Raw genomic sequence first — 13,934 nt, forward strand, 5'->3', positions numbered from 1 at the left:
GACACATGGCGGGGGGATGAGTTCCGGATGTCGGCCGCGTCAAAAGCCCCTCCCGTACGCTGCGGGGCCATGAACGCCATGAATCACCCGCATCCCCTGGAGACGAAGACCGCGGTGGTGACCGGAGCGGGCTCCGGCATCGGCCGCGCGGTCGCCGCCGAACTGCTGCGCGCCGGCTGGTCGGTGGCGCTGGCCGGGCGCCGGACCGAGACTCTGGACGAGACGGCCGCCCTCGTGCCCGAGGCGCCCTCGATCGCCGTCCGCACGGACGTCTCGCGCCCCGACGAGGTCGCCGCCCTGTTCGGCGCCGTACGCGACCGGTTCGGGCGGCTGGACCTGCTCTTCAACAACGCCGGGACGTTCGGCCCCGGCGGGGTGCCGGTCGAGGAACTGCCCTACGACGCCTGGCGGCACGTCGTGGACACGAACCTGAACGGCGCGTTCCTGTGCGCGCAGGCGGCGTACCGGCAGATGAAGGAGCAGGACCCGCAGGGCGGCCGGATCATCAACAACGGCTCGATCTCGGCGCACACGCCCCGTCCGCAGTCGATCGCGTACACCGCGACCAAGCACGCGCTGACGGGCCTGACCAAGTCGCTGTCCCTGGACGGCCGTCCGTACCGGATCGCCTGCGGCCAGATCGACATCGGCAACGCGGCCACCGACATGACGGAGCGGATGCGGACCGGCACGCTCCAGGCGAACGGCGAACTCGCGGTCGAGCCGGTGATGGACGTGGCCGATGTGGCCCGCACGGTGCGGCACATGGCCGAGCTGCCGCTGGAGGCGAACGTGCAGTTCGCGACCGTCCTGGCGTCCGCGATGCCCTACGTCGGACGCGGCTGAACCGCGCCGCACCCCGCCGTCTCCGTCGGGGCGGCCCGTCCCCTGTGTACGCAGGAAGCGGGCCGAGCGTTCACCGCATCTGGTCAAGTCCTCAACCTACACAAACGGAAGCTGACTCTCCGGACCATACGAGCCGGTGATGGGCTTATGCTCAACACCTCCTCCACGAGAGCTTCACACTCGGAGGAAGAGACTTCGGTAGGACCGACGGTCCGCACCGAGGGGGGAGGCGACCGTCGTTCCGCGGTCCGGGTGGGGGCGGGCCTCGCGCGCAGGCGTGAGGAAAGCACCGGGTCACGGAGCGGCTGTCGCCGTCATGGCCGGCACCGCACAGCTGTCAGGGCTGTGCGGTGCCGCGCTGTGTTGTGTTGTACGGCCCCGCGCACGTGGTCCCGCGTCAGCGCTCGCGGCGACGTCCGCGTCCCTCGGCGGACGCCTCGGCCTGATCCTCCGCCGGGCGACGGCGGCGGTTGCGCAGCGCCAGCGCGCCCCCCGCGAGCAGCACGACCGCTCCCCCGGCCCCGCCGACCAGTCCCCAGGGCGGGCCGTCGCTCTTCGCGGCGGCGGCCGGAGCGCCCGCCGCCGGCTTCGCCGTCGCCCTGCGCGTGGGGGCCGCACTCGCGCCCCCCTCACTGATCGGGGTGACGAGCGTCCCCACCGGGTCGACCGTGGCGTTCCGGAAGCCCCAGTCGAGCAGTTGGGCCGTTTCCTCGTAGACGCCGTTGCCGCCGCTCTTGGGGTGCATCACCGTGACGAGCAGGGTCCGTCCGTCGCGCGTCGCGGCGCCCGTGAAGGTGTTGCCGGCGTGGCTGGTGTATCCGTTCTTCACGCCGATCAGGCCGTCGTACGTCTTCAGGCCCCACGCGCCGGTCAGCAGGCGGTCGGTGTTCTGGATCTGGAAGGTCTTCTTGCCGCCGGCCGGGAAATCGGCCGTCCTGGTCGCGCAGTAGCCGCGGAAGTCGGCGCTCGCGAGGCCGTGCCGGGCGAACAGTGTCAGGTCGTACGCGGACGACAGCTGGCCCGGGTGGTCGAATCCGTCCGGGCTGACCACGTGCGTGTCCAGGGCCTGCAGGTCCTTCGCCTTGGCCTGCATCTCGGCGACCGTCGCCGGGACACCGCCGTTCATGTGGCTGAGCACGTGCACCGCGTCGTTGCCGGAGCGCAGGAAGACGCCCTGCCACAACTGCTCGACGGTGTAGGTGATACCGGGCTTGATGCCGACCAGACTGGAACCCGCGGGGACGTCCGCGATCTCCACGTCGGTCACCCGGTGCGTCTCGGTCCGTTCGAACTTCGCCAGCACGGTGTCCGCGAACAGCATCTTCAGGGTGGAGGCCGGCGCGAGGCGCCGGTGCGCGCGGTACGAGGCGAGCACCTGGCCGCTCGTGTGGTCCGCGACCAGCCAGGAGCGGGCCGTGAGGTGCTTGGGCAGCGCCGTGCCGCCGCTCGCCTGCACCCCGGTGCGGCCCAGGCGCGCACCGCCGATCGTGCCGGCGGCGGAAGCGGTGGCGGCCGTCGCGGCGGCGAGCGGCGCGGCGGCGGCGAGGCCCAGAGCGGCACGGCGGGAGAGCCCGGAAGAATCACGCATCCCGGGACCGTACAAAGCCGCTCCGCGGGCCCCGACAGCGGGGTGACAAAGGGAAGGGAAGCCGCTTCCAAAGGGGCGGCAAAGACACCGCGAACGTCGGGGCGAGCGGGCCGCGCGGGGGCGAGCGCGGGCCCGCCCGCGCACCGTCCGCCGTCCCACCGGGAGAAGCGCGGCGGGCGGGCCCGCGACCGTGACCGTCCGCCATTCCACACGCCTTTCCTGTCAATGGCCCCTTCATCGCCCAGGAATGCGCTGTCTGATCAAAGAATGATGCGGGGCCCCGTTTTCTCAGTTCGCGCACATCCGCCACTCAGCCCGGATCAAAGGTTCCTCCCTAGCGTGTGGCCGCGCCCACAGCGGGCGCCAAGAACCAGTGAGGAACGGGATGTTTGGCATCTATCTCAAGCGTGAGCTGAGCCGGCGCAAGAAGGCGGCGCTGGTGATCGCCCTGGGTCTGGCGCTCGGAATCGCGCTGGTCATCACCGTCAATTCGGTGTCGGCCGGAATGCAGCAGGCACAGGACAAGGTCCTGAAGTCGCTGTACGGACTCGGCACCGACATGACCGTCACCAAGGCCCAGGCGGCACCGACGGGCAATTCCTCGGGCCGCCCGAAATTCGACTTCGACGCCAAGGCGGACAGCGGCAAGAGCCAGAGTTCGGACCGGGTGATGACCCAGGGCGGGCAGTCCCTGAAATCGTCGCTCGTCAGCCGGGTCGCCGCGCAGAAGGGCGTCGCGAGCGCGGTCGGCGCGCTGAGCCTGAACGTCACCAAGGTCGACGGCTCCTTCACCCAGGGCAAGGCGAAGTCGTCCACCTCGGGCTCGGGACAGCAGGGCGGACCCGGCGGCGGCCAGAACGGCGGCACCGGCACCCCGCAGGTGCAGGGCGGCGGAGCCTCCTTCGACGTGAACTCGTACTCCGTCGCGGGCGTCGACGTCACCCACCAGGACCTCGGCCCGCTCGCCACCTCGAAGATCACCACGGGCACGACGTTCACCTCCGCGCAGAGCGACGCCAAGGTCGCGGTGCTCGCCACCTCCTACGCCAAGGAGAACAAGTACACGGTCGGCAAGACCGTCAAGATCTCCGGCACCACATACAAGATCATCGGGATCGCGACGCCCGACAGCGGTGAGTCGACCACCGACGTCTACCTGCCCCTGAAGCAGGCCCAGACGCTCGGCGACGCGAAGAACAAGGTCACCACGATCTACGTCAAGGCCACCGACTCGAAGCAGATCGACACGGTCAAGGCGGCCATCCGGAAGAACATCGCGGGCACGACGGTCACGACCTCCGCGGACCTCGCCGACACCGTCTCCGGCTCGCTGTCGACGGCCTCGAACCTCGCGACCAGCGTCGGCAAGTGGCTGTCGATCGCCGTCCTGGTCGCCGCCTTCCTGGTGGCGGCGCTGCTCACCTCGTCCGCCGTCTCCCGCCGGGTGCGCGAGTTCGGCACCCTGAAGGCGCTCGGCTGGCCCTCCCGCCGGGTGACCCGGCAGGTCGTCGGCGAGTCCATGGTGAACGGCCTGCTCGGCGGCGCCCTCGGTATCGCCCTCGGCGTCGGCGCGGCGGCCGTCGTCACCGCGATCAGCCCGAAGCTGACGGCACAGCTCGGCTCCACCGGCGGCGGAGGCGGGATGGGCGGTCCCGGTGGCGGCGGTCCCGGCCGGCAGGCCGCCTCCGCGGCCAAGAACACCGTGGACATCGCGCTCTCGGCGCCGGTCTCGGTCACCACCATCGCGCTGGCCGCGGGCCTCGCCATCGCGGGCGGTCTGATCGCCGGTGCCATGGGCGGCTGGCGCGCCTCGCGGATGCGCCCGGCCGACGCGCTGCGCAGCGTCGCGTAACCGCCCCCGGCCACATCCCGGGCCACACCCCAGGAGCCGGGGCGCCGCGTCCACTCCCCCGGGCCGCGGCGCCCCACCCCTCACCCTCGGAGAACCTCATGTACAAACTCACCGGCGTCACCAAGCGGTACACGCGGGGCAAGGAGACCGTCGAGGCGCTGCGCGGCGTCGACCTCGCCATCGAGGACGGCGACCAGCTCGTCATCCAGGGCCCCACCGGCGGCGGCAAGTCGACGCTGCTCCAGATGATCGGCGGCCTCGACCGGCCGACCTCCGGCAGCGTCGAGCTGGACGGCGTGGACCTCGCCTCCATCAGCGAGGCCAGGCTGACCCGGCTGCGGGCCGAGAAGATCGGCATCATCTTCCAGTCGTTCAACCTCATCCCGACGCTGACCGCCCAGGAGAACGTCGAGACCGCCCTCGTCCCGCTCGGCGTGAAGCCCGCCGAACGGCGTGAGCGGGCCGCCGAGGCGCTCCGCTCGGTCGGACTCGGCGAGCGGCTCGCGCACGTCCCGACCGAGCTGTCCGGCGGCCAGCAGCAGCGCGTCGCCATCGCCCGCGCGCTGGTCAAGAAGCCGAAGGTGCTCCTCGCCGACGAGCCCACCGGCAACCTCGACGAGGGCACCCGCGACGACATCATGGGCCTGCTGGACGGACTGTGGCACGAGTACGGGCTGACGTTCGTCATGGTCACCCACGACTCGTCCATCGCCCGCCGCTCGCCGCGCCTCGCCACCATCCGGGCCGGCCGGATCACCCTGACCGAGCAGGGCGGCGCGCGCCGCGCGGCCCCGCGGCACTCGGCCCGAGGGGAGCACGAGGGACCGCGGTCGGCGCGGCAGCCGTACGGCTCCCAGCCCGTCGTCCCGTAGGCGTACGCGCCCGGTACGCCGCCGCGGTGCCGTACGCGCCGCAGGGCGGCACCGCCCGTTCCCCCTGTGCGACCCGGCGGCTCGGGTTCGTACAGGGGAACCGGACGGCTACGAAAGGCGGTTCGGGGTTGGACCGCGCGGAACCGTGCCTCTACGACCGGAGGTTGGGGGTCGAACCGCGGAACCGTGCTTCTACGACCGGCGGTTCGGGGTCGTACCGGGAGACCGGACGTCCGGCGGCCGCATTCTCGCGTGGGCACCTGTGAGGCCGTTCACCGCCCGAGCACCCGGTCGACCTCGGCCATCTGGGCGGCGGTGAGCGGCCCCCGGGCGATCGCGCCCGCGTTCTCCTCGGCCTGGGCGACCGAGCGGAAACCCGGGATCGGCACCGTCCGGGGGCTGCGGGCCCACAGCCAGCCGAGGGCTCCCTGGGCGAGGGTGCGCCCGCCGCTGGTCAGGATCTCCTTGAGGGCGTCCACGCGGGCCAGCCACTCCGGGTCGGCGCCGCCCTCGCCGGTGAAACCGGGCAGCCAGGCGGGCGGCGCGCTGCGGATGTCACCCGAGGCGAGGGAATGGCCGGAGGCGTGCCGCCCGGTCAGCAACCCCATGGCCAGCGGGCTGCGGTTGATGCTCGCGAGCCCCGACTCCTCGCAGAACAGGACGAGTTCGGGGGCGTCCTGGAGGATGTTCAGCCGGTGCTGCACGGCCGCGCAGTGCTCGCCCTCGGCGAAGACCGCCGCACGCTCCGGATCGTCGGTGCTCCACGCGTAGGCCCGCACGAGCCCCTCCCTCACGAACCCCTCGCAGGTGTCGCGGAGTGCGGCGGCCCGGTCGGGTTCGGCGTCGGAGAGGTGCAGTTGATAGAGGTCGATCCAGTCGGTGTCCAGGCGGCGGAGCGAGGCGGTGAGGGCGCGCCGGGCGTACGCCGGGGAATCGTCGGTGCCGGTGAGGAGCCGGTGGTCCTCGTCGATGACGTTGCCCCACTTGGTGGCGAGCACCACGTCGGCCCGCCGCTTGCCGAGGGCCCGCGCCAGCACGCGTTCGCTGTGCCCGGCCCCGTACGCGTCCGCCGTGTCGAAGAAGGTCACGCCGAGGTCGAGGGCGCGGCGGACGGCCCGTACGGACTCCTCGTCGTCGACCGCGCCCCAGCCGAGCGGCTGCCCGTCCGGCGTCGCCCACTCACCGCCGATGGCCCAGCAGCCGAAGCCGAGCGCGCTCACCTCGATGCCGCTGCTTCCCAGGGTCCTGTTCCCGAAGCTCTCCATGCCCAGGGACGCTAGGAGTTGGAGCGCACGCGAACACAAGCCCTCGGGGCGGGATTCCCGGGCCCGGGAACGGACGACCTCCCCGGGTCCGACCGGCGTCCCCGGCCGGCCTCGGTCAGGCCCGGCCGGCCTCGGTCAGGCCTGGCCGGTCTCGAAGCGGCTGATCCGCCCGCCGTCGTCCACGGTGAACGTCCACTTGGTCTTCATCTCGCCCCAGGCGTCGTTGCGGTACCGCACGACGAGGGAGCGGCCGCCGGCGGACTCGTTGTCGACGTCCATGTGACCCCGGGAGGAGAAGATCTCCCGGTCGGTCCAGTCGGCGACGTCCCGGTCGGAGCCGTCGTCGGACATGGTGGCGCCGGGCGCGAGGACCGACTGGAACGCGTCGCGGTCGTGCGCGTTCACGGCGGTGACGAAGGCCCGGACGGCCGGATCGCTGAGTTTCGCTACCTGAATCGTCATGGCAAGCAGACTCACACCGGTCCCCGGAGCCCGCCACCCGAACGGCCGCGCGGGAACACCGGGCGCGGGTGATCGGTGCGACGGTGGAGACCCGGGAGGGAACCGTTGCCGTTGTCTGCACTGGGAGTCACCGTGACCTGTTTCGACCGGCGTGATCTGGGACTGCTGCTGCTCCGTCTGAGCACGGGCGGCGCACTGGCCGCGCACGGAGCGCAGAAGCTCTTCGGCTGGTTCGGTGGCGGCGGCCTCGAAGGGACCGGGGCGGCCATGGAGGCCATGGGCTACTCCCCCGGCAAGGCCAGCGCCACGGCGGCGGGCCTCGCCGAGGCGGGCGGCGGCGCCCTCCTCGCCCTCGGCCTCGCCACCCCGGCGGCCGGTGCCGCCGCGGCCGGGGCCATGGCCGGAGCGGCCGCGGTGCATGTACCGAACGGGTTCTTCGCGCAGTCCGGCGGCTACGAGTACGCGGCGTCGCTCGGACTGGCCGCGGCGGGTCTCGCGGTGACGGGCCCCGGGCGGCTGTCGGTCGACCACGCGCTGGGCCACGCCGTGAACCGCGGATGGATGGTGCCGATCGCACTCGGTGTCACGGCCGCGGTCACCGCCGTCGTCATCGGCACCCGCAACAGCCGGCTCCGCACGGCGCAGCAGGGCGAGCAGGAAGCCCTGTTCGAGGAGTAGGAGTCGGGCGGTCCGCCGCGGGGGAGGCTGCTCCTATGGCCGATCAGGACCGTGACGACGACCCGATGGACCGTGACGCCCCGACGAACCGTGCCCGACCGACCGGCCCGGCGGGCACCGAGGGCACCACGGCCGGCCCACCGGACCCGTGGGAGGCGATCGACCGGTTGCACGACTGGCTGACCGTGAACCGGGCGCACGGCGGCCGGGAGGGGTTCCTCCTGCGGGTGCTGAAGCTGTCGGAGGAGGTCGGCGAGGTCGCCCAGGCGGTGATCGGCGCGACGGGCCAGAACCCGCGCAAGGGCGTGAGCCACACCTGGGACGACGTCCGGTCGGAGCTGTGCGACGTCATGATCACGGCGATGGTGGCGCTGCGGGAACTCGCGCCCGACGCGCGCGAGGTGTTCGCGGAGCACCTCGTGTCGGTGACGGACCGCTCCCTGCGTCCGGACCCTTCTCCTGGCGCCGAACCGGCCCCCGAACCGGCCGCGGGGCCGCCCCTGTCCGACGCGGGCCCCTGACCCCGCTCTTTACCTGCGCGCCCACCCTGCGCGCCCAGGCTCCACTCGCCGCTCTTCCCCTCCCCTCCACCCGGCGCTTGCCGCTCTCCCCTCGCTTCCCCGCCGTCCGGCGCGTTCCGCCGCCCGGCGCGTTCCGCCGCCCTCTCGTGCTCCGCCGACCCCTCCCGCTCCGCCTCCACCCTTCCTACGAGGCAACGGGGTTGGCGGCCGGCTCAGGGGTGTCCGTCGGTCGCGCCCTCGGTGACCGCATCTGTTCACCTCCCGGACAGCGCGACGCAGCCGGGAGTTGGCGGACGCCGCACAGCCTTCTCGTCGACATCGCGTCGACGAAAGGGCCCCCGTGCAGGACAACGCTTTCCCCAGAGGCCGCCGGACGACCGCCGTGATCGGCGGCGTGCTGACGCTCGCGGCCATGGGGCTGGGAAGCCAGGCACACGCGGCGAGTTACGGCACGCCGAGCCTGTCCCTGTCGGCCACGTATCTGTCGGGCGCGGTGGGCGCGACCGGCGATCCGACCGTGAACGTGACCGTCGCGCAGAGCGGGGCCGACGCCGGCGCGCTCGCCGTCACCGTCACCAAGAGCAGCAAGACCTCGGTGGCGACCACCACCGACGCCACCGTCAGCGGCACGGGCGCCACCCGCAAGCTCGCGGTCGCCGCACGCGGCCTGGGCTACACGGACCTCACGGTGCAGGTCACCGGCGTCGACGGCAAGAAGGTCACCAAGACGCTGCACTACGCCGCCTCGGCGTCCGTGCAACACCCCACGGACACTCGCTACTTCACCGGCTCCAGCGACGCCTCGGCGGCCGTCGACGTCGGCGGCGGCTACGCGGTCGTCGCGGACGACGAGTCCAACACGCTGCGCCTGTACGACCGTTCGGCGTCGGGCGCGCCCGTCAAGACCTGGGACTTCGGCTCCAAGGCGGGCGTGTCCAAGGAGATCGACATCGAGGGCGCCACCCGCGTCGGCGACGCGATCTACTGGACGGGCTCGCTCGGCAACAACAAGGACGGCGAGTACAAGGCCGACCGCAACACCGTGTTCACCACGACGGTGACCGGCTCCGGCGCCTCCACCGCCCTCACCTACGGCCGTTCGTACAAGAAGCTGCGCGACGACCTCGTCGCCTGGGACGAGGCGAACGGCGACCGCTACGGCTTCGCGGACGGCACCGAGGACGGCCAGATCCCCAAGCAGATCGACGGGTTCAACGTGGAGGGCCTGGAGTTCGCGCCGGGCTCGACGACCACGGCCTACCTCGGCTTCCGCGCACCGCTCGCTCCCGCGGTTCCCGGCGGGAAGGCGCTCATCGTGCCGGTCACCAACTTCGACAAGGTGCTGAGCAGCGGTTCGAAGGCGGTCTTCGGCACACCGATCGAGCTCGACCTCGGCGGTCTGGCGATCCGTGACATCCGTAAGAACGCGTCGAACCAGTATCTGATCGTCGCCGGTTCCTGGGCCGCGGACGACAACTCCGACCCGTACGCGCTCTACTCCTGGGACGGCAACGCGGCGCACGCCCCGGTCAAGCGTCTCGACCTGCCGACCTCGGACCCCGGCGGCTGGGAGGCGGTGGTGGACGTCCCCGATCTCAGCGTGTCCGGCGCCCGCGCCCAGCTGATCACGGACGACGGCTCGGCCGACCTGTACGGCGACGGCACCGAGGCGAAGGACCTCGACCACCCGGAGTGGCAGAAGTCCCGGGCGACCTGGTTCACGGTCACCGACTGAGCCGTCCTGGGCGCCGGTTCACGGTCCGGGGCCGGTGGTCCACGCGGGCAACGGCGCGGTCCCGCCGGGACAGTGACCTCGTGCCCGACATGGACCTGATGCACGTCCGCACGGACCCGTGCCCCGCACTCCGGGGCACGGGTCCGTGGCGTTTCCCGTATTCGTCCGGGGGGACGGAAATCAGCCGTTCTCCGAGGTGGGACGGGGGACGGCGCAGGCCAGGCCGGTCGGCGGGGGGGCGACAGGGCTCTCGCTCCGGACGCGACTGTCCGGACGGAGCGGCGGGCGCGTCCGGTGCCCGATCGGCCGCCCGGAAGAAGGGCCGCTGCCCGATCGGGCAGCGGCGGATGCCCCGCCGGTCAGATGTAGCCCTCGCGCAGGGCGTGGGCCACGGCGTGCGCCCGGTTGCGCAGACGGAGCCGGGTGGTCAGTCCGTGCATGACGTTCTTGACGGTGCGCTCCGAGTAGGAGAGCTTGCTCGCGATCTCCGCGGTGTCGAGCCCCTCCGCCACCAGGCGCAGCACGTCGATCTCGCGCGGTGTCAGCCCCGACGCCGGTGCGCCGGTTTGGCCGGACGCCGAGCGCTGCATCGTGCCCACCTGGCTCAGCAGCCGCCCGAGCAGGTCGGCGGGCAGGTCCCCGTCCCCGCGCGCGGCGGCGAGCACGGCCTGCGACAGACGCTGCGCGGTGGCCTCGTGCCGCCAGACGACAGCGGCGGCGCCGCAGGCGATGACGTCGAGGAGCTCGGCCTCCCGGACGGAGTTCACCACCAGCACCGCACGGGCGCCCTCGGCGCGGACCAGCCGGCGCAGCCGGGCGAGGACGGTGGCGTCGGGCGTCTCGCTGATCAGCACGGCCACGGTGTCGGGGCCGGCCTCCGTCTCGTCGCGCAGGTCGAGCAGCGGGTCGCCGCGCAGTTGGCTCAGCGCCCCTGCCCGGGAGATGGGGTCCGCGGTGTGGACCACGACCGGGATGCGCGACGGCGCGCCCGCGGGGCCGTGGTCCGTGCCCGGTTCGGATGCCGGTTCCAGGGACGCTTCGATGCCTGTCGTCCTGGCTGAACTGTGCAACCGCTTCTCCCGAATCAACGTGCCGTCCGTCGTGTGGGGTCGGTGACAGAGGGCTGAAATCACACTCCTGTGCCAACAGAGGTCCGCACAATCGTGGAGCACCACGAGAGACACCACGAGATCGGCGTCAGCGGATCCACGACTGCGGGAGGCAGTGATGTCCGTACGCGGACCACTTCGCGAACGCGGGGACGCGCTGGAGCTGGTGGCCGCCGAGGCCGCGCGGGCCCGCGGCGGCACCGGCCGGCTGCTCCTGCTGTCGGGCGCCACCGGCACCGGGCGCACGGCCCTCCTCGAAGCCGCCGCCGGTCACGGGGAGACGCACGGCATGCGGGTGCTGCGCGCCCGCTGCTCACCGGACCCCCATCCGCCCTTCGCCGCCGTGCTCCGCCTGCTCTCCCTGGACCAGGACGCGCTCGGGCAGCACAGCGCGGACCAGAGTGCGCTGGGGCAGCACAGCGGGCGCGGGACGGAGCCGCCGTCCCCCGCCCCTGAGCATGGCCGGACGGCCGCCCGGCTGTGGCGCCTGCTGCTCGCGCACGCGGGCGACGCGCCGCTGCTGGTGGCCGTGGACGACGTGCACCTCGCCGACGAGCACTCCCGGCAGTGGCTCGCCGCCGCCGCCCGGCAGATCGACCGCCTGCCGGTGCTGCTGGTGGTGACCGAGCGCACGCAGTACGACGTCGATCCGGCGGGCCCCGGCCTCGCGCACGCGCTCTCGCCCGACCTGGTCCGTACCCACACCCTGGCCCCGCTGAGCACCGACTCGGCGGCGGAGCTGGTCCGTTCGGCCTTCGACGACGCCCCCGCGGACGCCTGGGTGGACGACTGCGTACGGGCCTGCGCGGGCAACCCGCTGCTGCTGCACGCCCTCCTCGACGACCTGCGCGCGGTGCCCGGTGCGCGGTCCCCCGCTCCCGTCCCGTCGACCTGCGCGGCCCTCTACCCCGGCGCGTACCCGGCGGCCGTGTCGTGGTGGCTGGACTGCGCGGGCCCCGCCACCGCCGATGTGGCCCGTTCGCTCGCGCTCGCGACGACGGACTCAGCCAGCCACGCGCCGTACGCCGACACCGAGTTGCTGGCGGTGATGGCCGGCGCCGACCCCGCCCGGGTCCCCGGCTGGCTGACGTCGATGACCCGCCTCGGGATGCTGCGCCCCTCACCCGCGGGCGGCCACCCCGACTACGCCCACCCCCTCCTCCGGGACGCGGTGGCGAGCGGCTGGCCGGGAGCCCGGCGCCAGGCGGCCCACCGGGCAGCGGCGGAGACGATGCTGCGGCGGGGCGATCCGGCTCAGGCGGTGGCGGGGCACGTCCTGCGGGCGCCCGCGATCGGTGCCGGGTGGGCGGTCGGCGTGCTGCTGGACGCCGCGTCCGCCGCGGTCCGCACGGGCAGGGCCGGCGACGCACCGGCCTTCCTGCGCCGCGCCCTGGAGGAGCCGCTGACGCCCGAACGCCGCTCCGCGGTCCTCACCGAGCTGGGGTCCCTGGAGTTCCTGACCGTCCGGCCGGCCGCGGGGATGTCCCGGCTCGCCGAGGCCGTACGGCTGCCGGGCACGCCCCGTGACCGGGTACGGGCGGCGGTCGCCCTCGGCACGGCGCTGACCGGGCAGGGTGAGACGCGCGCCGCGATCGGCGTCCTGCGGTCCCTGGACGACCAGTTGCGCGACCACCCGGACCTGGCCCGCACCGTCCAGACGGCCTCGGCACTCCTGTCGGACCAGGACGCGGACGTACGGCGGGAGATGTACCGGTGGCTGCGCGAGACCGCCGAACGCTCCCCGCACCTGGTCGGCGCGGCGGGCCGGGCGCTGCTCGTGCGGTACGAGGCGACGGCCGGCCTGACGTCGGCGCGGACCGCCGTACGACGCGTCCGCGCGCTCCTGGAGGAACCGTCGGACCCGCTCGGCGAGCCGTTCCTCCTGGGCACGGCCGCCGCCGTCGCGCAGTGGGCCGACGAACTCGACGAGGCGGAACGCCTGGTGGAGCGGGGCCTCGCGGGCCAGAGCGCGTCGCTCCTGCACCCGATGCACGCGGCCCTGCTGAACGTACGGGCCGACATCGCGGCGGCCCGCGGCGCCCACGAGGACGTCGTCCCGGCCGCCCGTCCCGTCGGCCGTGCCCCGGGCAACCAGGACGCGCTCGCCGTCCTCGCCCTGGTGGGGCAGGGCCGTACGGACACGGCCACCGCCCTCGCGGACGACGTCGAACTGCGGGACGCCCCCGACTCCTGGGAGGCGAACCGGTTCCTCTACGCACGCGGGGTCCTGCGCGCGGCCGACGGCGACCCGGCAGCGGCGCTGGACGACTTCCTGGAATGCGGGCGCCGGCAGTCGGCGCGGGAGGTGCTGAGCCCCGTGGTGACGCCGTGGCGCACGGCGGCGGCGGAGTGCCGGGTGGCCCTGGGCCGCCCGGAGGAGGCCCTCGCACTCGCGCGGGAGGAACTGCGCCTGGCCACCGTCTGGAACACGCCCCGCCTGGTGGGGCGTTCCCTGAGCACCCTCGGCACGGCGACGGGCGGCAGACAGGGCCTGGACCTGGCGGACCGCGCCGTACGCCTGCTGCGCGAGGCACCCGCCGGTACGGAACTGCCGGCCGCGCTGATCGCCCAGGGCCGCCAGTTGACCGCGGCCGGGGAGCGGACGCGCGCCCGCGAGCCCCTGCGCGAGGCGGCCGAACGCGCGGAGCGCCTCGGCGCGGTCCGCCTGCACACCGAGGCCCAGCAGGCCCTGCGCGAGGCCGGCGCCCGCCGCGCGGCGGCCCCCCGCACCGGCACGGACGCCCTCACCCCGAGCGAACGCCGCATAGCCACCCTGGCGGCCGACGGCCGCACCAACCCGGAAATCTCCACCCTCCTCCACCTGGCCCGCCGCACCGTGGAAACCCACCTGACCAGCACCTTCCGCAAGTTGGGGATTCGGGGGCGGGGGGAGTTGGCGGGGGCGTTGGGGCGAGAGTATCCACAGGGGGACAGCGAGCCGAGAACACGAATGCCCGCGTGAACAGCCGGGCAAGATGCCGTGCGGCCCCGATCAAGGGTCGACTC

11 protein-coding genes are annotated in these 13,934 nt (G+C 73.5%); 7 read left to right on the forward strand and 4 right to left on the reverse strand.

All coding sequences use genetic code 11. The features are described 5' to 3' along the window. The first annotated feature begins 69 nt into the window (after positions 1-69). Complete coding sequence (locus B0675_RS01585) at positions 70-846, forward strand: SDR family oxidoreductase (RefSeq protein WP_081216933.1); 777 nt, start codon at positions 70-72, stop codon at positions 844-846. Between the two features lie 397 nt (positions 847-1,243). Here B0675_RS01585 and B0675_RS01590 read toward each other — a convergent pair whose 3' ends face one another. Then, positions 1,244-2,434, reverse strand: a complete 1,191-nt coding sequence (locus B0675_RS01590) for a serine hydrolase (RefSeq protein ID WP_081216934.1) — start codon at positions 2,432-2,434, stop codon at positions 1,244-1,246. Between the two features lie 385 nt (positions 2,435-2,819). Here B0675_RS01590 and B0675_RS01595 point away from each other — a divergent pair, with 385 nt between their 5' ends. After that, the gene (locus B0675_RS01595; protein ID WP_081216935.1) at positions 2,820-4,286 is read left to right on the forward strand and encodes an ABC transporter permease; all 1,467 of its coding nucleotides are present in this window, start codon (positions 2,820-2,822) and stop codon (positions 4,284-4,286) included. A gap of 98 nt (positions 4,287-4,384) precedes the next feature. Then, complete coding sequence (locus B0675_RS01600) at positions 4,385-5,158, forward strand: ABC transporter ATP-binding protein (RefSeq protein ID WP_081216936.1); 774 nt, start codon at positions 4,385-4,387, stop codon at positions 5,156-5,158. Positions 5,159-5,430: 272 nt separating this feature from the next. On the opposite strand, the gene B0675_RS01605 is transcribed toward B0675_RS01600, so the two are convergent. After that, complete coding sequence (locus tag B0675_RS01605; protein ID WP_081216937.1) at positions 5,431-6,423, reverse strand: aldo/keto reductase; 993 nt, start codon at positions 6,421-6,423, stop codon at positions 5,431-5,433. 135 nt (positions 6,424-6,558) lie between these two features. Continuing rightward, the gene (locus B0675_RS01610; RefSeq protein WP_081216938.1) at positions 6,559-6,885 is read right to left on the reverse strand and encodes a hypothetical protein; all 327 of its coding nucleotides are present in this window, start codon (positions 6,883-6,885) and stop codon (positions 6,559-6,561) included. Positions 6,886-7,017: 132 nt separating this feature from the next. Here B0675_RS01610 and B0675_RS01615 point away from each other — a divergent pair, with 132 nt between their 5' ends. From B0675_RS01615 to B0675_RS01625, 3 genes are all read left to right on the forward strand, one after another. Next, entirely contained in the window at positions 7,018-7,563 is a 546-nt protein-coding gene (locus B0675_RS01615; RefSeq protein ID WP_081216939.1) for a DoxX family membrane protein, read from the forward strand. Between the two features lie 65 nt (positions 7,564-7,628). After that, positions 7,629-8,084 (forward strand): MazG-like family protein, encoded by a 456-nt coding sequence (locus tag B0675_RS01620; protein ID WP_241539883.1) that lies wholly within the window; start codon positions 7,629-7,631, stop codon positions 8,082-8,084. A 412-nt stretch (positions 8,085-8,496) separates the two neighbouring features. Continuing rightward, positions 8,497-9,819 (forward strand): hypothetical protein, encoded by a 1,323-nt coding sequence (locus B0675_RS01625; protein WP_241539884.1) that lies wholly within the window; start codon positions 8,497-8,499, stop codon positions 9,817-9,819. A 359-nt stretch (positions 9,820-10,178) separates the two neighbouring features. Here the strand turns inward: B0675_RS01625 and B0675_RS01630 are convergent, their stop codons facing one another. After that, positions 10,179-10,850: a response regulator transcription factor gene (locus tag B0675_RS01630; RefSeq protein ID WP_081221528.1), complete on the reverse strand. Its 672-nt coding sequence runs from the start codon at positions 10,848-10,850 to the stop codon at positions 10,179-10,181. A gap of 196 nt (positions 10,851-11,046) precedes the next feature. Here B0675_RS01630 and B0675_RS01635 point away from each other — a divergent pair, with 196 nt between their 5' ends. Further along, positions 11,047-13,890, forward strand: a complete 2,844-nt coding sequence (locus B0675_RS01635) for a LuxR family transcriptional regulator (RefSeq protein ID WP_081216942.1) — start codon at positions 11,047-11,049, stop codon at positions 13,888-13,890. The last annotated feature ends 44 nt before the right edge of the window (positions 13,891-13,934 follow it).

Origin of the sequence: Streptomyces sp. M41(2017) (assembly GCF_002078175.1) — a bacterium.
Taxonomy (GTDB): Bacteria; Actinomycetota; Actinomycetes; order Streptomycetales; family Streptomycetaceae; genus Streptomyces.